Genomic DNA, 19,572 nt, shown 5'->3' on the forward strand with positions numbered 1-19,572 from the left:
CATCTCTGTTGTGGGGTCATCGCAATACACGTGTAACGAAGCTCGCCGAAGAGGCCGGCCCAGCCGGTCAACGGCCGCTCACACCACGGCTCTTGCCCTTTCCACCACCGCCCCCAGCGCCAGCGTGCGCGGCAGCGTGCCGAAGGCCGCACCCCACTCCCCGCCCAGCCGCGAGGCACAGAACGCGTCGGCCACCTCCGGCGGCGCCCAACGCACGAGCAAAGATCCCTGCAACACCAGTGCCATCCGCTCCACCAGCCGTCGCGCCCCCGCCTCGACGCCTTCCAGATCGGCGAGTTCGGTCAGCAGGTCCTTGATGGCCCCGTCCAGCCGGTGGTCCGCGCCCCGAGCCCGGCCCACCTCCCGCAGAAACGCGTCCAGCGCCCCCGGCTCCCGCTGGAGCGCCCGCAGCACGTCGAGCGCCTGCACATTGCCCGAGCCCTCCCAGATCGAGTTGAGCGGCGCCTCCCGCAGCAGCCGGGGCATCCCCGACTCCTCCACATAGCCGTTCCCGCCCAGGCATTCGAGCGCCTCGGCCACCATCGGCGTACACCGTTTGGTCACCCAGTACTTGGCGGCGGGCACCGCGAGCCGCAGCAGCGCCCGCTCCTCCTCCGTATCGGCGTCGTACGCGGCCGCCAGCCGTAGCCCGAGGACCGTCGCGGCCTCCGACTCCAGTGCCAGATCGGCCAGTACGTTCCGCATCAGCGGCTTGTCGATCAGCGGCCCGCCGAACGCGGAGCGGTACGCGCAGTGGTGGACCGCCTGCGCCACCGCCTGCCGCATCTGCGCGGCCGATCCGATCACACAGTCCAGCCGGGTCGCAGCGACCATCTCGATGATGGTCCGCACCCCCCGCCCCTCCTCGCCGACCCGGCGCGCCCAGGTCCCGTCGAACTCGACCTCGGCCGACGCGTTCGACCTGTTGCCCAGCTTGTCCTTGAGCCGCTGGAGACGGAACACGTTCCGGGACCCGTCCTCCAGCACACGCGGCACCAGGAAGCAGGTCAGTCCGCCGCCCTGCCCCTCTCCGGACCGGGTGGCGTCCCCGGCGGCCTGCGCCAGCACCAGGAAGCCGTCGGACATCGGCGCGGAGCAGAACCACTTGTGCCCGGTGAGGACGTACTCACCGTCCTCGCCGCTGATGGGTGTCGCCCTTGTCGTATTCGCCCGGATGTCGCTGCCGCCCTGCTTCTCCGTCATGCCCATTCCGAAGAGCGCCCCCGGCTTCAGCGGGGCCGGCAGCAGGTCACGCTCGTAGACCGAGGAGGTCAGCCGGGGCTCCCACTCGGCCGCCAGCGCCGGATCCGTCCGCAGGGCGGGCACGGCGGCGTGCGTCATCGACAGCGGACAGCCGTGTCCGGCCTCCGCCTGCGTCCACACCAGGAACCCGGCCGCGCGCCGCACATGCCCGGCCGGCCGGTCCCAGGCGTTCGTCAGGCCCGCGGTGACCGCGTGCCCGAGCAGCCGGTGCCAGGCCGGATGGAACTCGACCTCGTCGATCCGGTTCCCGTATCGATCGTGTGTGCGAAGCTTCGGGGGGTTCTCGTTGGCGAGCCTCCCCCATTCCTGTGCCTGGGCCGAACCGGCGGTCCGTCCCAGCCGTGTCAGCTCCTCCTGTACGCCGTCGAGGAGCGCGGCCGGGACATGCCGTTCCACCGCCTCCGTAAGGGCCCGGTCCGAGGTGTAGACGTCATACCCCACCAGGGGCGGAGCCTGGTTGGTCACTTTGTGGGTGCTGGCTGCCATGCCGATACGGTAAGGAGGTGCAGGCAGCAAACGAAACACCCGAGCCGCCACCGGGCCGGCTCCACCGGGCCAGGGTCCTTTACCGCAACGTCTCCAAGCGGAGGATGACCTGGCTGCTGCTGAAGGACACCGTCAATTCGTGCATCGAGTACCGCATTCTCGGCCTCGCCGCCGAGGCGGCGTTCTTCACCCTGCTGTCGCTGCCGCCGCTGATGCTCGGCCTCATCGGCCTCCTCGGCTACATCGACGACTGGACCAACACCACCACGGTCGCCTCGATCGAGACGAACATCCTCAACGCCGTCGGCACCGTGCTGTCCGACCGGGGCGTCAACGACATCGCCAGACCCCTCCTCGCGGACGTCACCCACGGCGGACGGCCCGATCTGATCTCCATCGGCTTCGCGATCGCCCTCTGGTCGGGGTCGCGGGCGGTCAACGTCTTCATCGACACGATCACCGTCATGTACGGCCTCGACGGCCAGCGCGGCATCGTCGCGACCCGGCTGCTGGCGTTCCTCCTCTATCTGGTCGCGCTGCTGATCGGCGCGGTCGTCCTGCCGCTGGCGGTGGTCGGACCCGACCGGGTGGTGGCGCTGGTCCCCTGGGGCACGGAAGTCGTCACCATCCTGTACTGGCCGCTCGTCATCCTGCTCTCCATCGCCTTCCTGACCACGCTCTACCACGTGTCGGTCCCCGTACGCTCCCCGTGGGTCGAGGACGTCCCCGGCGCGCTGGTGGCCTTCGTCATGTGGGTCCTCGGCAGTTTCCTGCTCCGGATCTACCTCACCAGCACGGTCGAGGGCCCCACGATCTACGGCTCCCTCGCCGCGCCCATCGCGGTCCTGCTGTGGATCGGCATCTCCGCGTTCGCCGTGCTCGTCGGCGCGGCGGTGAACGCGGCGATCGACCGCGTCTGGCCGTCCGTCGCCACCTCGGCGGCCCGCGCCGCCAATGAACGCCTCCGCGCCGAGCAGGCGGCGGAGATCCTCGCGCGGGCGAGGGCCGCCCACCTCTACTGCTACGAGGACCCTGATGACGACGACGCCGACGACGAATCCGACGGGGGCGAGCCCGGCGCCATGCCCTCCGAGTTCCCCGAGCGCTGGTCGCGCTTCCTTCCCCCGGACGATGTGAAGTCCCGCTTGCACGGGCACCGCGACAACCACAGATCGGCGGGCGGCGGCAGCGCGAACGCGTCCCACAGGCCACGCTCGAAGGACGACTGAGGGGCCCAGGGCCCGTGCCGGGACGGCCGGGTCGCCGAGGCTGCCGACCGGCCGCCCGGTCCTCGGGGCCGTGAGGCCGCCGACGGGCCCTGCGGCCACCGGCCCCCGAGGCCGTCGGCCGACCTCACCGCCCGCCCGCCGTCAGCCTCATGTACACGGCGGTTAGCCTCACCTATATGTACGAGGAACGGGCCTCCCTGCTCGCAGGGGCCGTCGTCTGGACCCGGACGCCCACGGGGGCGGGGGACGCGCGTCCCGTCCTGCCCGACGGCTGCATGGATCTGATGTGGATGGCGGGTCGGCTCGTCGTCGCGGGCCCGGACACCTGCGCCTACCGTCCCGGCGCGTCCGGCCCGACCTCCGTCGTCGGGGTGCGGTTCGCGCCCGGCTCCGCGCCCGCCGTCCTCGGCGTACCGGCGTACGAACTGCGCGACCGACGGGTCGATCTCGCGGACCTGTGGGGCGCGGGCGAGGCGCGGAGGCTCGTCGGCCTGATCGACGAGTCCCCCGATCCCGCCGCCGCGCTGGAGTCGGTCGCGCTGCGCCGGGCGAAGGACGTGCGGCCGGATCCGCAGCTGGGCGAGGTGGTACGCCGACTGGAGGCGGGCGGCACCGTGGGCGCGGCGGCGGACGCGGTGGGGCTCGGGCCGCGGCAGCTTCACCGCCGCTCGCTGGACGCGTTCGGATACGGGCCGAAGACGCTCGCGCGGGTGCTGCGGCTCCAGCGGGCCCTGGCGCTGGTCTGGGCCGGGGCGCCTTACGCGGACGCCGCCCTCACGGCGGGCTGCGCCGACCAGGCCCATCTGGCGAGGGAGATGCGCGATCTGGCCGGTATGACCCTGAGCGACTACCGCGCGTCGGCGAAGAGGGAGACCCCGCTGCCGTCGGGGTCCAGGACGACCGCGTAACGCTGCCCCCACACCGCGTCCCAGGGCTTGAGGTGGCCTCGGTACCCGGCCGCGACGAGTTCCGCGTAGACCGCGTCGACCTCGGCGGGGGAGTCGCAGAGGAAGGCGAGCCCGAGCCGGTCGCCGCCCTTTGGCCTCGTCCAGCCGGGGTCGAAGGAGCGGACCACGTCCTCGGTGTCCCAGAGCAGGCGCGCTCCGCCGGGCAGCGCCGTCTCGACATGCGGGGCGCTGCCGGCGTCGGCCGGGATGTCCAGGCCGAGGCGGCGGTAGAAGGCGAGAGAGGCCGCCATGTCGGCGGTGACGATGCTGATCGCGTCGAGTCGTGGAGTCATGGCCTCAACGTAGACCGGGGCCGTCCCGACGGTCTTGAACGAATCGGACTTCGAACGTCCGGCGAACCCCGCCGGGCCACCGGGCCCGGCGGGTACCGTGGATGACGACGCGTCAGCCCGTGGCCGCCGTCGAGGTCAGCCGGTGGCCGCCGCGGCGGGCGACGGCGGCCCGGCGGACCGGGCCACCCCCGTCGGAGCGAGCAGCCGCTCGGCCAGATGCCCGAAGACCAGCCCGAAGACCGTCCACAACGTCACCTGGATGGCCAGCGTCGCGAGCCGGAACTCCCAGACCACCGAGGCGGGGAACCCCTTGGGGACTTCGTCGAACGACGGCAGGAAGGCGAAGGCCACGCCGACCGCCACGACGAAGCCCGCCCCGGCCGCGACCGTCGCGTTCCAGTTGCCGAGCCTCGGCGCCAGCCGCTTCCCGGCGATCACCGCGGCCACGGCCAGCAGCACCGTCAGCACGATCATCAGGAAGTACAGCGCCGTCCGCTTCCCGATGGTGTCGGGGTCGCCGACGGCCGGAGGGTTCGGCGGGTACTTCAGATACGGCACGACGTACACGGTCAGCAGCGCCCCGAGGGCGACCAGCGCCGCCGTGGCACGCGGGCCGAACCGGCCGATACGGCCGAGCGCGACGCAGTACGCGAGCGCCGCGATCCCGCCGATCGCGACACCGAAGATCAGGACACCGGTGGCGAGACCGGCCGTCGACTGCATGGCCCGGCTGACGAGTTCCTCGCCCGCCTCGCCGCCGTGCGCATGGCTGCCCGCCTCCTCGAAGGCGATGGCCGCGTCCACCGGACCCTCGCCGAGGAAGTACGCGACAGCCAGCGCGAACACACCGGCGACCAGGCCGGCGAGCATGCCCCGGACGAGCAGGGCTCTAACGGATATGGAGTTCATGGAGATCGCTTCCCCTGTGCTTGGGCCGGTGTGCTGGGGCCGGGTGGTGATCAGTGGCAGGGGAAGCCGAGGAGATGACGCCCGTCGTGGACCCATTCGTGAACCGTCTCACCGGAGACGAGGGCGACCGCGCCCTGCTCCGCGCCGACGAAGTAGAGGAGGACCAGCATCAGGATGCCGAAGAAGGCGGCCCAGGGGGCGATCGCCTTCAGTGAGATAGGGGTGAGCGCCGGTGCGGCGGCGGTGGTGGCGGGCACGGCCGACTGAGCCATGGCAGAACCTCCTGAGGGAACAACGCGTCCCGATCGTGGTGCCGAAGACGAAGGTGCCGGGTCTGACTTCCCGTGGAGGTACGGGTACACAGTGGCGCGACCGTGCCGGATTCTCACCGGACTTCCGTCACACCGTCGTCATGTCCACGCGACCGTACCGCGTGCGCGTGCGGCCCGCTATGGCGCGTACACACCCCGTACGCACCGCGACGTGCCGGTATGCGGGGAAGGAGCGGTGTGAACTCCTCGGATGTGATTGGGTCTTGGGGCGTTTCCACGGGAGGGAGTCGACGATGACGGTACGGGTGATGTTGATCTCACCCGCGACGACGGCCGCGCTGCGGGAGGCCCGCTTCGAGGGCGAGGTCTCCCTCGACGACCCCGGCCGCGCCGCCGCGCGGGCCGCGGCGGGCACCCTGCCGCGCGGAGGCCGGCCGCTGACCGGCCCCTCGCTGCGCTGCCGTGAGACGGCCGCCGCCCTGGGGCTGGCGGAGGCCGAGCCCGTGGCCGCGCTCGCGGACTGGGACGTGGGCCGCTGGCGGGGACGCCGGCTCGCCGAGGTCACCGGGGCCGAGCCGGACGCGGTGACCGCCTGGCTCTCCGACCCGTCGGCCGCGCCCCACGGCGGGGAATCGCTCATCGGCCTGTCCGCGCGCGTGGCCGACTGGCTGGAATCGCTCCAGGCGGGCCGGGTCCTGGCCGTCGTGGAACCAGCGGTGATCCGAGCGGCCCTGCTCCACGCCCTCGCCCTGCCCCCGGAGACGTTCTGGCGGCTGGACGTTCCCCCGCTGGCGCTCACGGAACTCACCGGACGCTCCCAGCGCTGGAACCTGCGCTGCGGAAGTCCGCTGGCCGGGGAGGAGCGGGAGTGAGCCCCGCCGCCGCGCGGGCGCGGCCTCGACCGCCGCCCCCACTTCGCCGCGAGAGCGGCAGCGTCTACCGTGGAACGCGCCCGGCGACCGCGCGGATCGCGTTCAGTGATACGCGTCACGCCGTGCCGACCGATGGCCGCCGTACCGCGTAAGGCCAGCTGGAACCTGACCTTGCGAGGAATCGATGCCGAACCGGACAGAGAGCGGTCTCCGCCGACCGGTCGGTATCACGATCCCCCGCCCCCGTCTTCTCCGACCGGCAGGCAGATCCTTGGAGCCGCACTCGGCCGTCGGACGGGTCATGGGAATCGTCCTCGCCGTGTACGGCGTGAGCACGGTCCTCCACCTCTGGGTACTCTCCGCGATGATCCCGCCGGGCGGCCCCGGCGTAGGAGAACGGTTGCTCGCCTGGGACGGCGATCTGTTCGCGTCCATAGTCACGGACGGCTACCCCGAGGGCTTCAGCCGGGAGCCGGACGGCGAACTCCGCGGGAACAACCTCGCCTTCTTCCCCCTCTACCCCCTGCTCACCAGGGGCCTGCACCAACTGACGGGCCTCGACGCCGGTACGGCCGCCATCGTCATCGCCCACCTCTCGCTGCTGGCCGCGCTCCTCGCCCTCCACCTGCTCCTCACCCGGCTCTACGACTTCCGCACCGCGACCATCGCGATCGTTCTTCTCGCCGGGGCGCAGCCCATGGCCCTCACCTTCCTCATGGGATACAGCGAGTCGCTCTTCCTCGCCCTCGCGGCGGGCGCGCTGCTCGCCGCGCACCGGGGGGCCTGGCTCACCGCCGGTTCGGCGGCCTTCCTCGCCGGGCTCACCCGGCCCGCCGCGTTCGCCCTCGCGGTGGCCCTCGCGCTCGCCGCGGCGCTTGCGATGCGGAGCGAGCGCCGCCTCTCCGCCCGCCCGATCCTCGCGGTCGCCCTCGCCTGCGCCGGGACCCCCGCCTATCTGCTGTGGGTCGCGAACCGCGCCGGGCAGCTCAACGCGTGGTTCCTCATCCAGGAGGCGGGCTGGGGCACCCACTGGGACAACGGCGCGTCGTTTCTCGTCTTCCTGCGGGAGACGCTGGCGCGCGGCGACGGCTGGGTGCCGGTGAGCACGGCGGTGCTGCTCGTCGGCGCGATCTGCGCGACCGTCGTCGCCTGGCGACGCGACGCGTGGCCCCCGTTGCTCGTCTACGGAACCGTCATGCTGATCCTGACCCTCGCGCAGAGCAACTACTACCACTCCAAACTGCGGCTCCTGGTGCCGGCGGTGGTGTTCCTGCTGCCGTTCGCCTCCGCCCTCAGCCGGGCCCGAACGCGCACGCTCGTGGCCGTGCTGCTCGCGGCGACGCTCTTCGGCTGCTGGTACGGCGCGCATATGCTGACGAGTTGGCGGTACGCGATCTAGCGCCGTGACGGGGCGCGCCGTACCGCGCGCGCCGTGACGGGGCGTGCCGTACCGCGCCGGTGATGCCCCGGCCGCCGTACGCGGGGATCGCACCCGTACGCGACGCGCCCGTACGCAGCGAAGAGGGCGTCCGCCGGGGCGGACGCCCTCTTACCGTCGCGGCCCGGCCCGTCGCGGCGGACCTCCGCGGTAACAGCATCAGCGGACCCCGCGGACCGGCAGGATCGACAGGGCCGCGAGGGCGAGGACCACCATCGAGGACATGAACAGGGCGGGGTATCCGCCCAAGTGCGTCACCACCAGGGAGGCGAAGTAGGGGGAAGCGGCCAGCGCGACGTAGCCGGAGAGGAGGAAGAGGCCCATGTCCTTGCCGGTGTCCTCCGCGCGGGGGAGCACCACGGTCATCAGCACGCCGTCGGAGGCGAAGTACGAGCCGAAGCCGAAGCCCAGCATCATGACGAAGACGACCATCGCCGGCCAGGTGGGCCAGATGAGCGGTACCGCAAGCCCCACGCACATCACCACCGTCGAGCCGATCACATAGGGCTTGCGTCGGCCGGTGCGGTCCGTGAGCCATCCCGTCAGGGGCCCGGCCAGCAGTGTGGGAGCGGCGATGAGGAGGGCGAGGATCGCGACCGCCCCGGCGACGTCGCCCTGGTACCCGATGTAGTCCTCCACGAGATAGAAGAGGAAGTACAGGGGGCCGCCGTACCCGAGGTGGAACAGGGCCCGCGCGACGAATACCCAAGCGAAGTCCGGATGCCGGCGCGGACTGACCCAGTGCAGGTCTCGGAGGTCGCGCAGGGTGAGGGGGACACGCTCCACGTCCAGCGTGGACTTTTCCCGCGCGACGAACACGAACAGCAGCGAGGCAGCGGCGGCGACGGCGCCGAACAGCAGATAGCCGGTGAGCACGGAGAGGGTGAACTGGCTGGCGAGTGCGATGCCGATGGTGTTGCCCGTCAGCCAGGCGACACCCTGGTAGGCGGAGGCCCTGCCCCGCTTCCCGAGCGGGATACGGTCCGCGATGTAGGGGGTGAGTACGGCCTGGAGCACCCCGAGCACGACATTGGTCGCGCTCCAGACGATGAGCAGCATCGGCACCGAGTTGGCCGCTCCGGATCCCGCCATGCCGAGCAGACCGATCAGCGCCGTCGCGACGATCCAGGGGGCCCGCTTGCCGAACCGTGAGCGGGTTCGGTCGGAGAGCGCCCCGCCGATCGGCGAGACGAGGGCGCCGGCCAGCGCGGAGACGGCGCTGATCAGGCCGAAGACCTGAACTTTGTCGTCCGGTGCCAGCTCGGCGACCTGGACGGCGATCAGCACCCCGCCCGGGGCGCCGAAGCACGCGGAGAGGGTGAACATGGCCAGTGCGTAACTCGGCAGGGCTCCGCGGCCCGGTCTGGGCGGGGCGAGTTGTTCTGTGGTCAGCGTCATGGTGGTGTACGGCTCTCTCTGGGGACGCGGCTGATCCGCGGCGGTCAAGGGGTGAGGAGGCGCTGGGTGTCCTTGACGATCCGGCCGTCCTTGACGACCAGCACCACGCGTGCGGGGTCCTCGAAGAGGCCGGGATCGGTCAGGGGATCGCCGTCGACGGCGATGAGGTCTGCCGTCATGCCCGGCTGGACGGTGCCCAGATGGCTGTCCAGACCGAGGATGCGGGCATTGACGGAGGTGGCGGAGGTGATGGCCGCCATGGGCCCGATGAGTTCCGCTTTGAGGGCCAGTTCCCGGCCGTGGCGCCAGGAGCCGCCGCCGAACAGGTCGGATCCGGAGCCGATCGGCACCCCGGCCGCCGCCGCCGTGCGCAGGGCGCGGCCCATCGCGGCCTCCAAGCCGTCGGCGCGGGTGACGGTGTCCTGGTCCAGGCCGATGTCGTCGGCGGTCTCGCCGATGCGCCGGGCCGCGGTCAGCGTCGGTACCAGCGCGGCGCCGTGGCGGGCCATCAGGGCTACGGTCTCCTCGTCGAGGTGGCTCCCGTGCTCCACACAGCGCGCCCCCGCCAGCACCGCCACGCGGACGCCCTCGCTGTTGTGGGCGTGCACGGTGACGTACGTGCCGCGGGCGTCCGCCTCCCGTACGGCGGCCCGGATCTCGTCGTCGGTGAACTGGGTGTCGGTCAGGGCGTCCGAATGGGAGACGACGCCTCCGGTGACGCACATCTTGAGGAAGTCCGCGCCCCTGCGGAACGCCGTTCTTGCCGCCCGCCTGACCTCGTCGGGGCCGTCGCAGATCAGGCTGAGCTGTCCGAGGCCCGGTACGGCCCAGTCGCCACCGCCGCCGAACGTCGAGCCGAAGTGGCCGTGGCCGCCGGTCTGGGCCAGGATCGGCCCGGCCACCAGCACGCGCGGCCCCGGCACCAGGCCGGACGCGATGGCGCGCACCAGGCCCCCGTCGACGCCACCGCAGTCGCGCAGGGTGGTGAATCCCGAGTGGAGCGCCCTTTCGGCGGCGTGGAACGTACCGGCGGCGACCTCGGCGGCCGAGACCTGGCCCTCGGCGACCCCGCCGAGGGAGTGTCCCGCGCCGAGGAGATGCACATGGGCGTCGATGAGCCCCGGAAGGAGGGTCAGGCCGGTCAGGTCCAGGGTCCGTCCGGAGGGCGCGCGGTCCTGGATACGGGTCCCGTCGATGACGACGTGCGCGCCCGCGACCGGGTCGCGCCCGGTTCCGTCGATGAGGGTGGCTCCGGCGAGTGTCAGCACGAGCGCTCCTTGAGGTGGCGGTCCATCCACTCCGCGAGGGCGTCGTCCTGGGCTTCGCGAATGGCGGGAGGCCCGGAAATGGACCCGTCGTGGCTGGCGCCGGGGAGGACGAGCATCTCGGCCGGGCATCCGGCCGTGGTCAGCGCGGTGTAGTACTGGCGGGCCTGTTCGGGCGGGCAGCGGTGATCCTGATCGGCGACGATGAGCAGGGTGGGTGTGGTGCTGCGGTGGGCGTGGGTCAGGGGCGAGCACTCGGCGAGGCGCTCTGGGGAGGACCCCATCGTGGCGGTGACCAGGGGTACGCCCAGGTCCGATGTCCCGTACAGGCTGTGCAGGTTGGTGGCCGGGTTCTCCGCGACGGCGGCCCGGAAGCGGTCGGTGTGGGAGGTGATCCAGCAGGTCATGTAGCCGCCGTAGGACAGACCGCAGACGCCGAGCCGGTCGGGGTCGGCGAGGCCCTCGTCGACGGCGTGGTCCACCGCGGCCATGAAGTCGGGGAAGTCGCTCTCGCCCCAGGCGCCGACGGTGGTGTCGGTGAACTCGGGGCCGTATCCCCGTGAGCCGCGCGGGTTGATCATCAGCACGCCGTAGCCGTGGTCCGCGAGGCGGTGGGCGTCGGCGTTGTACACCTCGCCGTAGGCGGCGTGCGGGCCGCCGTGGATCATCAGAACGGTCGGGTACGGCGCGGTGGCCCCGGCGGCACTCAGGAACCAGCCTTCGATCGCGGTGCCGTCGGCGGAGTTGAAGGCGAGCTGTTCCACCGTGTGCGTCGGCTCGCCGGCCAGGAAGGTGACACGTGTCTCCTCGCCGGTGTCGACGTCCGTCACATACAGATCCGGCCGGTTGGCGGCGGTGGCGCCGGTGTGGAGCAGGCGTCCGGCGCGCAGGGCGATCGGATGGGCCGTGCGCGCTCCAGTGACCAGGGGTGTGGAGCGAGGGGGGCCGTCGAGGGCGAAGCGGTGGATCTCCAGGGTGCCACCGCGGTGCACGGACGCCACGGCGTGTGTCGCGTCCCCGAGCACCACAGGGGTCTCCCCCAGCGGGCTCGGCGTGTCGGTGTGGAAGAAGCCGTACAGGTCGAGGCCGAGGCCCTCGGTCAGCGAGCGGGTCCCCTCGGGGCCGGTGATCCACAGGTCGCCGCCCGACGCCGGGTGCAGCAGGGCCATGGAGCCGTGGAGGACACGGCCGTCCGCCAGCGGTCGGGCCAGGGCCACATCCGGCACCAGGGGGCCGCGGTCGATGATCCGGCCGTCCACGGTCACGGTGCGCACCTGGTCCGAGGGAGCCGGTGAGCCGGGCGGGAAGCTCGCCACATAGGTGATGCCGCCGGGGCCCCAGGCAGGGGCCCGGTTGAGCAGGTCGTCGTCGGTGAGCCGCTGGACCTCTCCCGTCTCCACGTCGACGGTGAAGATGTCGGTGAGGGCGTCGTCGACGAGGCCGATGCCGTCCGCCCAGGGGACGGCGCGGGTGATGCGGTAGGGCGCGGCCGGGTCGCGGGGCGGGTTCGACAGGGCGGTCCAGGCGAGCCGTCGGCCGTCCGGACTCCACACCGGCCCCTGGACCACGGCTGTCTCGGCGACCCTGACGATCTCGCCGGAGTCGGGGTCCAGCAGATGGAGTTGGGGCGTTCCGGCGCGGTCGGACACGAACGCGAGCCGCCGTCCGTCGGGCGACCAGGCGGGATCGGTGTCGCGTGAACCGTGCTTCACCGCCCGGAATCCGGGCTCGCCGACGGCGCTCAGCCGCAGTTCCACCCGGTCGGCGGGGCCTTCCGCCCACTGCGCGGCCCAGGCCACCAGGCGTCCGTCCGGGGAGAGATCGGCGCTGTGCGCGAAGATCTGAGATTCGGGCAAAGGAGCGCCCCTTTCATGTTCCACTGGTACAGAGCGGAGCGTGTACCATCGGTACATGAGCCGTCAAGACTCCCGCAACGATTTGCTCACCAAGGCTGTCGCTCATGTAGGGGAGCGCGGAATGGGGGATATGTCCCTCCGCGGCCTCGCCGAGGCGATCGGGACCAGCCATCGGATGCTCATCTACCACTTCGGGTCTCGCGAACGGCTGCTCGCCGAAGTGCTTCAGCGGCTCCGCGCCGAGGAGCAGCGGGTGTACTTCGCCGATGCGCCCCACACCACCCGCGCGCAGCTGCTGCGGTCGCTGTGGGAGCTGTACTCCTCACCGGCCTCTCGGGGCCGGACCGGGAACTTCTTCTACGTGCTCGGCCTGGCCGCCCAAGAGCCCGATGCCTACCGGGAGTTCCTCGACTCCCTCGCCGACTGGACCCGCATCCTGAGTGAACAGGGCCTACGCGAAGGGCTGGACGAGAAGCGGGCGGCCAACGAGGCGCATCTGCTCGCCTGGTCGCTCCGGGGCCTCATGCTGGACCTCACGACCTCGGGGGACCGGCAGCGGGTCGAGGAAGCCTTCGGTACGTTGCTGGCCTCGCTGGACCTGTGCTGAGCTGACGGAACGCCCCGCGCGGGGCCGGCGCGGAGTGGCCGGGCGGATCGTCGGCGGGGGCGGCCGTGCGTGCTGACGGGGCCCGAGCGCAACGGCATGGATCGGCGGATACGATCGCCGGATGACCACCGGAACCGTACGGAGCCTGAGCCGCGGACTCGATGTGCTGCTCGCGGTGGCCGCCGCCGGATCGCCCGTGACCTCGACGGGGATCGCCGACCGGCTCGGACGCGGCCGGGTCCAGGTGTCCCGGACCCTGCAGAGCCTGGGGGCGGCCGGTCTGCTCAGCAGGGATCCCGGCACGCTCGCCTACGAGCCGAGCTGGCGCCTCCGCAGCCAGGCGACCCGCGCGGTCCGGGCGCGGCTGTTCACCGAGGGGCCGCCGATTCTGCGCGCCGCGGCGGAGGCGACCGGGGCGAGCGCGTTCCTGGCCGAGGTGCGGGGGGACGGCGCGGTGGCCGTCCTGGAGGATGTGCCGTCGGGGCTCTCCTGGGTGGGCCGTTCGTACCCGCTGTACTGCGACGACGCGGGTCAGGCGCTGCTGTGGGACTGTAGCCGGGAGGAGCTGGAGATCGTCTTCGCCGACACCGAGTTCATCGCCTACGGGCCCGCCGCCCCGACCGGCGTGGCCGAGTTCGAGGCCCGGCTGCTGGCGTCCAGGGCGCGCGGATACGCGGTCGTGGACGGGGAGTCGGAGCCGGGGGTGTTCGCCGTGGCCGCGCCGGTCCGGGACTTCTCCGGTGAGATCGTCTGCGCTCTGCACACCGAGGGGCCGTCGGAGCGGCTCGCCCCGCTGGCCGAGCGGCACGGTCGGGTCATCAAGGACCTGGCCGACCGGCTCTCCGGCCTTCTCGGCCGGCGGCCCTGACCTCCGGCGGCCCGGCCTTCAGAGCCCCCGCCTTCAGCGCCCGGCCTCCACGGCCCCGGCCTCCAGCGCCCTGGCCGCCTCTGCTACCGACGCCGCGATCCCGGCTGTGCGGTCGGCCAGGCGGAACCGTGGAACGGCGAGGTTGAGCGCGGCCACGATCGCCCCGGACGGGTCGCGGACGGGTGCCGAGAAGTCCACCACGTCATGCTCGAACTCGCGGTCGGCGACGACCACTCCGGCGAGCCGGTCGGCGCTGTTGTAGGCCGCCAGCGCGGGAATCCCGCGGGCGGCCCTCGGGCCGCCGCCGATGAACTCCACCCCTTCGAGCAGTTCGGCGAGCTGCTGCTCGGTGTGGTCGAGCAGCAGCGCCCGGCCCGGCCCGGTGCACCAGATCGGCGTCCGCGCTCCGGGGGTCGCCGCCACATAGGACGACCAGTGGCTGAGCTGGGCCTCGACCGTGAGCGCCGTGCCCTCCGAACGCACCGACAGCCAGGCGGGTTCGTGCCAGCGTGCCACCAGCCCCCGCAGGAGCGGCCGCGCGCGCACCAGGAGGCGACCGTCGCCGGCCGCCGCCGCGAGCGCGAAGTAACCGGGCCCGACGCGCCAGCCGGGAACCCGCTCGGCCCGCTCGATGAGACCCAGTGCCGCGAGGTCCTTGAGCATGCGGGAGACCGTGGCCTGGTCGAGGCCGATCTGAGCGGCGAGCTGAGCGTTGCCGGGGTAGCCGGCCGAGCCCAGTTCCGCGTCCAGGATCGCGCCGAGGAGAGCCAGGCCCCTGTCGAAGGTCGTCGTCACCACGACAGCCTAGCGCGATCATATTGAACATGAATGCTTGACGATTTTGAACGCATCGATCCATCATGGCCGCATCCACCACATGGCTGTACCCACCACCTGAAGGAGGCCGCATGGCGGCGGTCGCCCCAACCGCACTCCGCCGAGGGCTGCGGGGCCTTCACGCGCCGGATCCTCCCGGCCCGGCCGTGCCGCCGCGCCCCTGTGCGCCCCGGCCCGGCGGTGCTCGCCCCGGTCGTCCCGAACGCCCCGGTGCCGTACACGCCGGTGCCGTACCTGCCGATCCCGTACACGCCGGTCACGCCGGTCACACCGGTCCCGGTCATGTCCGCGCCCAACACGCTCGTCCCCGCCGTGAGCCGCCTGTCCGGGCCTGCGGCCCGCGCTTTCGCCGATCCAGGGCCACCACATCCGTACCGTCCGACCGAGGAGTCACCGCACATGCTTCCTGACCACGCCGAGATCGTCGTCCTGGGAGGTGGTACGGCGGGATGCGCCGTCGCCGGACGGCTCGCCCGACGCCATCGGGTGCTCGTCCTGGAAGCGGGACCCGACTACGGGCCCGACCGCTCCTCGTGGCCGGCCGACCTCCTGGATGCCACCACCCTGCCCACCTCCCACGACTGGGGGTACCGCGGTGACCGCCACACCTTCGACCGCTGCCGGGTGATCGGGGGCTGCTCCACCCACAACGGCTGCACACAGAGCAGTGGTTGGGGCGGCGACTACGACGCCTGGGCCGCCGCCGGCTCGCCCGGATGGGACGCCGCCTCCCTGCGGCCGCTCTTCGACAGAGCGAGTGCCGCACTGCGGCTGAGGACCTACCGCGAAGACGAAGTACAGCCCTTCCAGCGGACGTTCCTCGCCGCCGGCACACGGCTCGGTCTGCCCGTACGCCACGACTTCGACCAGCTCGACGGCGAACTCGGCATCGGCTGCGCACCGGTCAACATCACCCCCGACGGAGTGCGCGTCAACACGGCCTTCGCCTATCTCGATCCGGTACGCGAACTGGGCAACCTGACGGTGGCGGGCGGAGTGAAGGCCGACAAGGTGGTGCTCGAAGGCGGCCGGGCGATCGCGGTGGACGTGCTCACCGCCGACGGCCGGCGGCACCGTATCGGAGCCGACCTCATCGTGCTCAGCGCAGGAGCCTACGGAAGCCCCGAAGTGCTGCTGCGCTCCGGAATCGGCCCGGCGGACCACCTCACCGAGATCGGCGTCGCCGTACGGCACCGACTGCCCGGCGTGGGGGAGAACCTCCACGACCATCCGTCCGTACAGCTGGAGTTCGCCGGAACCGCCGAACTCGCCGCCGATCTGGCCGAGTTCTCCCGTGACCGGCTGCTCCCCGACGAGCAAGCCCTGGCCAAGATCCGCTCGCCCTACGCCGGGGACGCACCGTACGACCTGCACGTCTACCCGTGGACCGAGCGTGACGCCACGCTGGAACACGGCTGGCGCTGCGTCGTGCCGGTCGGACTGCTCAACCCCCGTTCGCGGGGCACGGTGCGACTGACGTCGGCCGCGCCGGACGCACTCGCCGACGTCGACCACGCCTATCTCGCCCACCCGGACGACGTCGCGGCCCTCCGCCACGGCCTGGACTGGGTACGGGAGCTGGACCTGTCCCCCTACCTGGGCACCCCGCTGCTCACCCCGGACGGCGACGCCGACGACTGGATCAGGGCGAACCACCGGCACTACTGGCATCCGGCCGGCAGCTGCCGGATGGGCCCCGCCGACGACCCGTACGCGGTCGTCGACCACACCGGCAAGGTGCACGGCCTGGAGGGCCTCCACATCGCCGACGCCTCCGTCTTCCCCCAGGTGCCCCGCGGCACCCCCGCGCTGCCGACCACGGTCGTCGGCGAGCGTGTGGCCGCCTTCATCGAGGAGACCCTGTGACCCACATCGACATCACGGACCCGCGCACCGGCGAGGTGTACGACCGCGTCCCGATCGCCTCCGCCGAGGAGGTCGACGCGGCCGTACGGACGGCCGCCGCGTCCTTCGAGACCTGGCGGGCCGTCACACCGGCCGAACGCCACGCGCACCTCCTCGCCCTGGCCGACGCCATCGCCTCGCGGGCGGGGGAACTGGCCGCCGTCGAAAGCCGCAACACCGGCAAGGACCTCTCCGAAGTGCTGGAGGAGGAGATCCCCGCCGCCGTGGACGAACTGCGCTTCATGGCCGGGGCCGCGCGGAGCGCGCACGGTCCGCTGAGCGGGGAGTACGTGCCCGGCCACACCTCGGCGGTCGTACGGGAGCCGGTGGGGGTCTGCGCCCTGATCGCACCGTGGAACCACCCCCTGACCTGCGCGGTCGACAAGCTCGCCCCCGCGCTCGCGGCCGGGAACACCGTCGTCCTCAAGCCCGCCGAGACCACCCCCATGAGCGCCCTCGTCCTGGGCGAGATCTGCGCCGAGGTGCTGCCGCCGGGCGTCGTCACCGTCGTGTGCGGCGACCGGGACACCGGCCGCGCTCTCGCCTCCCACCCGCTCCCCGCTCTCGTCTCCCTCACCGGGAGCAGCCGCGCGGGCGCGGAGATCACGGCCACCGCCGGGATCAAGCGGCTCCATCTGGAACTGGGCGGCGACGCGCCCGCGATCGTCCTCGCGGACGCCGACCTGGCCGAGGCGGCGGACGGCATCGTGGAAGCCGCCTTCTACAACGCGGGCCAGGACTGCACCGCTGCCTGCCGGGTTCTGGTGGCCGCCGAGGCGCACGACGAGCTGGTCGGGCTGCTCGCCGAAAGGGCCGCCGGGACGGAGGTCGTCCCGCTGAACAGCCGCGCCCACCTCGACCGGGTCAGTGCCTACCTCACCGGCCTGCCCGGCCACGCGAAGGTCGTCACCGGAGGCGCGGCCCTGCCGGGCCCCGGCTTCTTCTTCGCGCCGACCGTGGTGACCGGGGTGCGCCAGGACGACGCGATCGTGCGGGAGGAGGTCTTCGGCCCGGTCCTCACCGTCCAGCCCTTCGCCGACGAGGACGACGCGATCCGGCTGGCGAACGACGTCCCCTACGGCCTGGCGGCGTCGGTGTGGAGCCGCGACCAGGCGGCCGGGACCCGACTGGCCCGGCGCATCGACGCGGGCACGGTGTGGATCAACTGCCACGGGGTGTACGCCACGGAGATGCCGCACGGCGGATTCAAGCAGTCCGGGTACGGCAAGGACCTGTCCACCTACGCGCTGGACTCCTACACCCGCGTCAAACACCTGATGAGCAGGACCGCGTGAGCGCGGTGTGACGGGGGCGACGGGGGCGGTTCGGTGGGGCGGAGTGCGCGGGGTCCGCTCTCCGCCGGGCCGCCGCCCCGAGGTCCGGGCGGCTGGACCCTCGGCCGTCCACGGTTCCGCCCGCGATCGGCCGAACGAGGCGGCGCGAGGCGAGGCCCCCGACCCGTCCGCAGCGACCGCCCGGCGCTCGTCGGGGCGATCGGCGGCGTATGCGCAAACAGTCAACCGCTGTGCAGGGACGGTCAACGACAATTCCGGCCGATGCGGGCACCGTGGACCTCCTGGCGCCGGACCGAGGAGTGGCCCGGCCGGTATCGGCGAGGAGCAGACCATGGGAATGCGCATCAAGGCCGCCCGTTCGCTGGGCGTCGTCGGCGGGCTCACGGCCGCCGTCCTCCTGACGACACAGGGCACGGCCCACGCGGCGACCTTCACCTCGTACACGGATCCCAGCGGCCGGGGGAAGGCCGTGTGGAATCTGTCGACGACGAATCTGACGGCGTGGGACACCCAGACCGACGGCCGTCGCGTCGTCGCCTGGGCCTGGGACGTGACCAGCGGCCGGGACTACCTCGGAGTCGTCCAGGACGCGAACGGCGACAACGCCGATCCCGGAACGTCGATCAGCCTGGGTCCGATGACCTCCAGCAGGGTTCTGGAGTTCAGGGTCTGCACGCGCAACGGCACCAACGCGGCGACGGACGACCACTGCAAGACGACCTACTTCGACCCCACTCCGTAGAAGCCGCGGAGCGGCGACGGGCGGGGGAGTACGAGAGCCGCGCGGACCGGGGGGCGCTGCGGTCGGCACCCCGGCGGGGGCCCGGCCCGGTGGCGGCGGCTCTCGCCGTGCCGAGGGCCTACGCCGTAGCGAGGGTGGGCCCCCGCCCCCGCGCCGCCGTGGACGCGTGGGCCGGGGCTCCCTCCGGATTACAGGTACAGATCACCGCCGTCAGCCGACGAGGCGGATCAGGGCGGTGCGGTCGGGGAAGATGCCGACGACGTCGGTGCGACGCCTGATGGGACTTGGCCTCCAGCGTGTCCAGGACGTGCGCCATCTGGGCCTGGACGGCGTCGGCGTCGGGCTGTTCGAAGACGGTCCGCAACAGCGTGGCCACCCACGGCTGGGCCGACTTCGGGACCACCCGTGGGACCCGGACGCAGCCGCAGGACCGGACCCTTTGCTGCTCTCCGGCTCACGCGAAGCGCGCACACTACCCACGATCCGCCAATTCGTTCGAATGATGAGGTGTGCTCCGAGCCGCTTGTCAGGATTGATTCTCCGCCAACTTGTATACAGCGAATTACCGCAACCCGGTCAAATTTGCTACCTCTACGCCTTGGCCTCGCGCAAGATTGGATCCGGCCAGGATGTGCACGGTTTCTATTTTTGATCGTCCCATTCTGTGACGTCAATTATATTCTTCCCCGTGGCGAGGTCATCGGTGTCCAGTTCACTCAGCGGAAGGATGTCCGATCTCCAGAAGAAGGACTTCCCGGAGTCGTGTGCCCCGAATGCCTGTTCCTCATTGAGCCAGATTTCTGCACCGATGGAACAAGGGGCGATCCTGATAAAGGCCGCCATCTGGATCTCATCATGGATGTCGAGTTCCACTTCTGCTTCGCCGACGGCGTTGCCCAGTGGAGCAGGGAGGGTCGCGAGAGCTTCGAGCGCTGCTTTTTTCCACGGGTAATCCGAGATCAGGTACACGTAGACCGTGAACTCAGAACCGCTCAGGCGTTCCAGCAGCCTTGAAATTACTAGCTCGCGGAGTTCCAAAGAGGCGGAACTCTTAAGCGCTAGGTACCTCACGCGACACCTCCTTGCTTCA

The 19,572-nt window shown here is 71.8% G+C and carries 18 protein-coding genes and 1 pseudogene; 9 read left to right on the top strand and 10 right to left on the bottom strand.

Features of this window, described 5'->3' with window-relative positions:
• Window positions 1–78: 78 nt before the first annotated feature.
• Window positions 79–1,749, bottom strand: a complete 1,671-nt coding sequence (locus ACWEFL_RS18060; RefSeq protein WP_451713274.1) for an acyl-CoA dehydrogenase family protein — start codon at window positions 1,747–1,749, stop codon at window positions 79–81.
• A gap of 17 nt (window positions 1,750–1,766) precedes the next feature.
• Here ACWEFL_RS18060 and ACWEFL_RS18065 point away from each other — a divergent pair, with 17 nt between their 5' ends.
• Both ACWEFL_RS18065 and ACWEFL_RS18070 read left to right on the top strand, forming a co-directional pair.
• Window positions 1,767–2,978, top strand: coding sequence for a YihY/virulence factor BrkB family protein (locus tag ACWEFL_RS18065; RefSeq protein ID WP_451713276.1), 1,212 nt, complete (start codon window positions 1,767–1,769; stop codon window positions 2,976–2,978).
• A 149-nt stretch (window positions 2,979–3,127) separates the two neighbouring features.
• Window positions 3,128–3,886: a helix-turn-helix domain-containing protein gene (locus ACWEFL_RS18070; protein WP_451713278.1), complete on the top strand. Its 759-nt coding sequence runs from the start codon at window positions 3,128–3,130 to the stop codon at window positions 3,884–3,886.
• On the opposite strand, the gene ACWEFL_RS18075 is transcribed toward ACWEFL_RS18070, so the two are convergent.
• The 3 genes from ACWEFL_RS18075 to ACWEFL_RS18085 form a co-directional block, all read right to left on the bottom strand.
• Window positions 3,826–4,218 carry a VOC family protein gene (locus ACWEFL_RS18075; RefSeq protein ID WP_451713281.1) on the bottom strand — a complete coding sequence of 131 codons (393 nt, stop codon included), beginning with the start codon at window positions 4,216–4,218 and terminating at the stop codon, window positions 3,826–3,828. The two genes, ACWEFL_RS18070 and ACWEFL_RS18075, sit on opposite strands and share 61 nt — an antisense overlap.
• Window positions 4,219–4,353: 135 nt before the next feature.
• Window positions 4,354–5,127 carry a CbtA family protein gene (locus ACWEFL_RS18080; protein WP_451713284.1) on the bottom strand — a complete coding sequence of 258 codons (774 nt, stop codon included), beginning with the start codon at window positions 5,125–5,127 and terminating at the stop codon, window positions 4,354–4,356.
• Window positions 5,128–5,177: 50 nt separating this feature from the next.
• Window positions 5,178–5,399 (bottom strand): CbtB domain-containing protein, encoded by a 222-nt coding sequence (locus ACWEFL_RS18085; RefSeq protein ID WP_451713286.1) that lies wholly within the window; start codon window positions 5,397–5,399, stop codon window positions 5,178–5,180.
• Between the two features lie 293 nt (window positions 5,400–5,692).
• Here ACWEFL_RS18085 and ACWEFL_RS18090 point away from each other — a divergent pair, with 293 nt between their 5' ends.
• Together ACWEFL_RS18090 and ACWEFL_RS18095 are read left to right on the top strand one after the other, a co-directional pair.
• Entirely contained in the window at window positions 5,693–6,271 is a 579-nt protein-coding gene (locus ACWEFL_RS18090; RefSeq protein WP_451713288.1) for a histidine phosphatase family protein, read from the top strand.
• A gap of 301 nt (window positions 6,272–6,572) precedes the next feature.
• Window positions 6,573–7,670, top strand: coding sequence for a hypothetical protein (locus ACWEFL_RS18095; RefSeq protein ID WP_451713290.1), 1,098 nt, complete (start codon window positions 6,573–6,575; stop codon window positions 7,668–7,670).
• Window positions 7,671–7,868: 198 nt separating this feature from the next.
• On the opposite strand, the gene ACWEFL_RS18100 is transcribed toward ACWEFL_RS18095, so the two are convergent.
• The 3 genes from ACWEFL_RS18100 to ACWEFL_RS18110 are packed head-to-tail and all read right to left on the bottom strand — an operon-like array spanning window position 7,869 to window position 12,228.
• Window positions 7,869–9,107, bottom strand: a complete 1,239-nt coding sequence (locus ACWEFL_RS18100; RefSeq protein WP_451713293.1) for an MFS transporter — start codon at window positions 9,105–9,107, stop codon at window positions 7,869–7,871.
• A 44-nt stretch (window positions 9,108–9,151) separates the two neighbouring features.
• The gene (locus ACWEFL_RS18105; protein WP_451713295.1) at window positions 9,152–10,375 is read right to left on the bottom strand and encodes a metal-dependent hydrolase family protein; all 1,224 of its coding nucleotides are present in this window, start codon (window positions 10,373–10,375) and stop codon (window positions 9,152–9,154) included.
• The gene (locus ACWEFL_RS18110) at window positions 10,369–12,228 is read right to left on the bottom strand and encodes a S9 family peptidase (RefSeq protein ID WP_451713297.1); all 1,860 of its coding nucleotides are present in this window, start codon (window positions 12,226–12,228) and stop codon (window positions 10,369–10,371) included. Before ACWEFL_RS18110 ends, ACWEFL_RS18105 begins: the two co-directional genes overlap by 7 nt.
• 55 nt (window positions 12,229–12,283) lie before the next feature.
• On the opposite strand from ACWEFL_RS18110, the gene ACWEFL_RS18115 reads away from it, so the two are divergent.
• Together ACWEFL_RS18115 and ACWEFL_RS18120 are read left to right on the top strand one after the other, a co-directional pair.
• Window positions 12,284–12,835: a TetR/AcrR family transcriptional regulator gene (locus tag ACWEFL_RS18115; protein WP_451713300.1), complete on the top strand. Its 552-nt coding sequence runs from the start codon at window positions 12,284–12,286 to the stop codon at window positions 12,833–12,835.
• A 121-nt stretch (window positions 12,836–12,956) separates the two neighbouring features.
• Window positions 12,957–13,703 (top strand): IclR family transcriptional regulator, encoded by a 747-nt coding sequence (locus tag ACWEFL_RS18120; protein WP_451713303.1) that lies wholly within the window; start codon window positions 12,957–12,959, stop codon window positions 13,701–13,703.
• A gap of 33 nt (window positions 13,704–13,736) precedes the next feature.
• Here ACWEFL_RS18120 and ACWEFL_RS18125 read toward each other — a convergent pair whose 3' ends face one another.
• Window positions 13,737–14,498 carry an IclR family transcriptional regulator gene (locus tag ACWEFL_RS18125; protein WP_451713306.1) on the bottom strand — a complete coding sequence of 254 codons (762 nt, stop codon included), beginning with the start codon at window positions 14,496–14,498 and terminating at the stop codon, window positions 13,737–13,739.
• A gap of 441 nt (window positions 14,499–14,939) precedes the next feature.
• Between ACWEFL_RS18125 and ACWEFL_RS18130 the strand changes: the two genes are divergently transcribed.
• From ACWEFL_RS18130 to ACWEFL_RS18140, 3 genes are all read left to right on the top strand, one after another.
• Window positions 14,940–16,406: a GMC family oxidoreductase gene (locus tag ACWEFL_RS18130; RefSeq protein WP_451713309.1), complete on the top strand. Its 1,467-nt coding sequence runs from the start codon at window positions 14,940–14,942 to the stop codon at window positions 16,404–16,406.
• Window positions 16,403–17,740, top strand: a complete 1,338-nt coding sequence (locus tag ACWEFL_RS18135; protein WP_451713312.1) for an aldehyde dehydrogenase family protein — start codon at window positions 16,403–16,405, stop codon at window positions 17,738–17,740. The genes ACWEFL_RS18130 and ACWEFL_RS18135 overlap by 4 nt, the downstream gene beginning before the upstream one ends.
• Window positions 17,741–18,071: 331 nt before the next feature.
• Window positions 18,072–18,482 carry a hypothetical protein gene (locus tag ACWEFL_RS18140; RefSeq protein ID WP_451713314.1) on the top strand — a complete coding sequence of 137 codons (411 nt, stop codon included), beginning with the start codon at window positions 18,072–18,074 and terminating at the stop codon, window positions 18,480–18,482.
• A gap of 213 nt (window positions 18,483–18,695) precedes the next feature.
• Here ACWEFL_RS18140 and ACWEFL_RS18145 read toward each other — a convergent pair.
• Together ACWEFL_RS18145 and ACWEFL_RS18150 are read right to left on the bottom strand one after the other, a co-directional pair.
• A pseudogene (locus ACWEFL_RS18145) lies at window positions 18,696–18,924 on the bottom strand (IS256 family transposase); the annotation flags it as partial.
• A 200-nt stretch (window positions 18,925–19,124) separates the two neighbouring features.
• Window positions 19,125–19,553, bottom strand: a complete 429-nt coding sequence (locus ACWEFL_RS18150) for a hypothetical protein (protein ID WP_451713316.1) — start codon at window positions 19,551–19,553, stop codon at window positions 19,125–19,127.
• Between the last annotated feature and the right edge of the window lie 19 nt (window positions 19,554–19,572).

This window comes from Streptomyces sp. NPDC004838, from assembly GCF_053600955.1.

Excerpts from the sequence above, each read along its gene's own strand:
- ACWEFL_RS18140 (WP_451713314.1), top strand. The coding sequence starts at position 18,072 with ATGGGAATGCGCATCAAGGCCGCCCGTTCGCTGGGCGTCGTCGGCGGG.
- ACWEFL_RS18100 (WP_451713293.1), bottom strand. The coding sequence starts at position 9,107 with ATGACGCTGACCACAGAACAACTCGCCCCGCCCAGACCGGGCCGCGGA.
- ACWEFL_RS18060 (WP_451713274.1), bottom strand. The coding sequence starts at position 1,749 with ATGGCAGCCAGCACCCACAAAGTGACCAACCAGGCTCCGCCCCTGGTG.
- ACWEFL_RS18085 (WP_451713286.1), bottom strand. The coding sequence starts at position 5,399 with ATGGCTCAGTCGGCCGTGCCCGCCACCACCGCCGCCGCACCGGCGCTC.
- ACWEFL_RS18095 (WP_451713290.1), top strand. The coding sequence starts at position 6,573 with ATGGGAATCGTCCTCGCCGTGTACGGCGTGAGCACGGTCCTCCACCTC.
- ACWEFL_RS18070 (WP_451713278.1), top strand. The coding sequence starts at position 3,128 with ATGTACACGGCGGTTAGCCTCACCTATATGTACGAGGAACGGGCCTCC.
- ACWEFL_RS18090 (WP_451713288.1), top strand. The coding sequence starts at position 5,693 with ATGACGGTACGGGTGATGTTGATCTCACCCGCGACGACGGCCGCGCTG.
- ACWEFL_RS18120 (WP_451713303.1), top strand. The coding sequence starts at position 12,957 with ATGACCACCGGAACCGTACGGAGCCTGAGCCGCGGACTCGATGTGCTG.
- ACWEFL_RS18080 (WP_451713284.1), bottom strand. The coding sequence starts at position 5,127 with ATGAACTCCATATCCGTTAGAGCCCTGCTCGTCCGGGGCATGCTCGCC.
- ACWEFL_RS18115 (WP_451713300.1), top strand. The coding sequence starts at position 12,284 with ATGAGCCGTCAAGACTCCCGCAACGATTTGCTCACCAAGGCTGTCGCT.
- ACWEFL_RS18075 (WP_451713281.1), bottom strand. The coding sequence starts at position 4,218 with ATGACTCCACGACTCGACGCGATCAGCATCGTCACCGCCGACATGGCG.
- ACWEFL_RS18130 (WP_451713309.1), top strand. The coding sequence starts at position 14,940 with ATGCTTCCTGACCACGCCGAGATCGTCGTCCTGGGAGGTGGTACGGCG.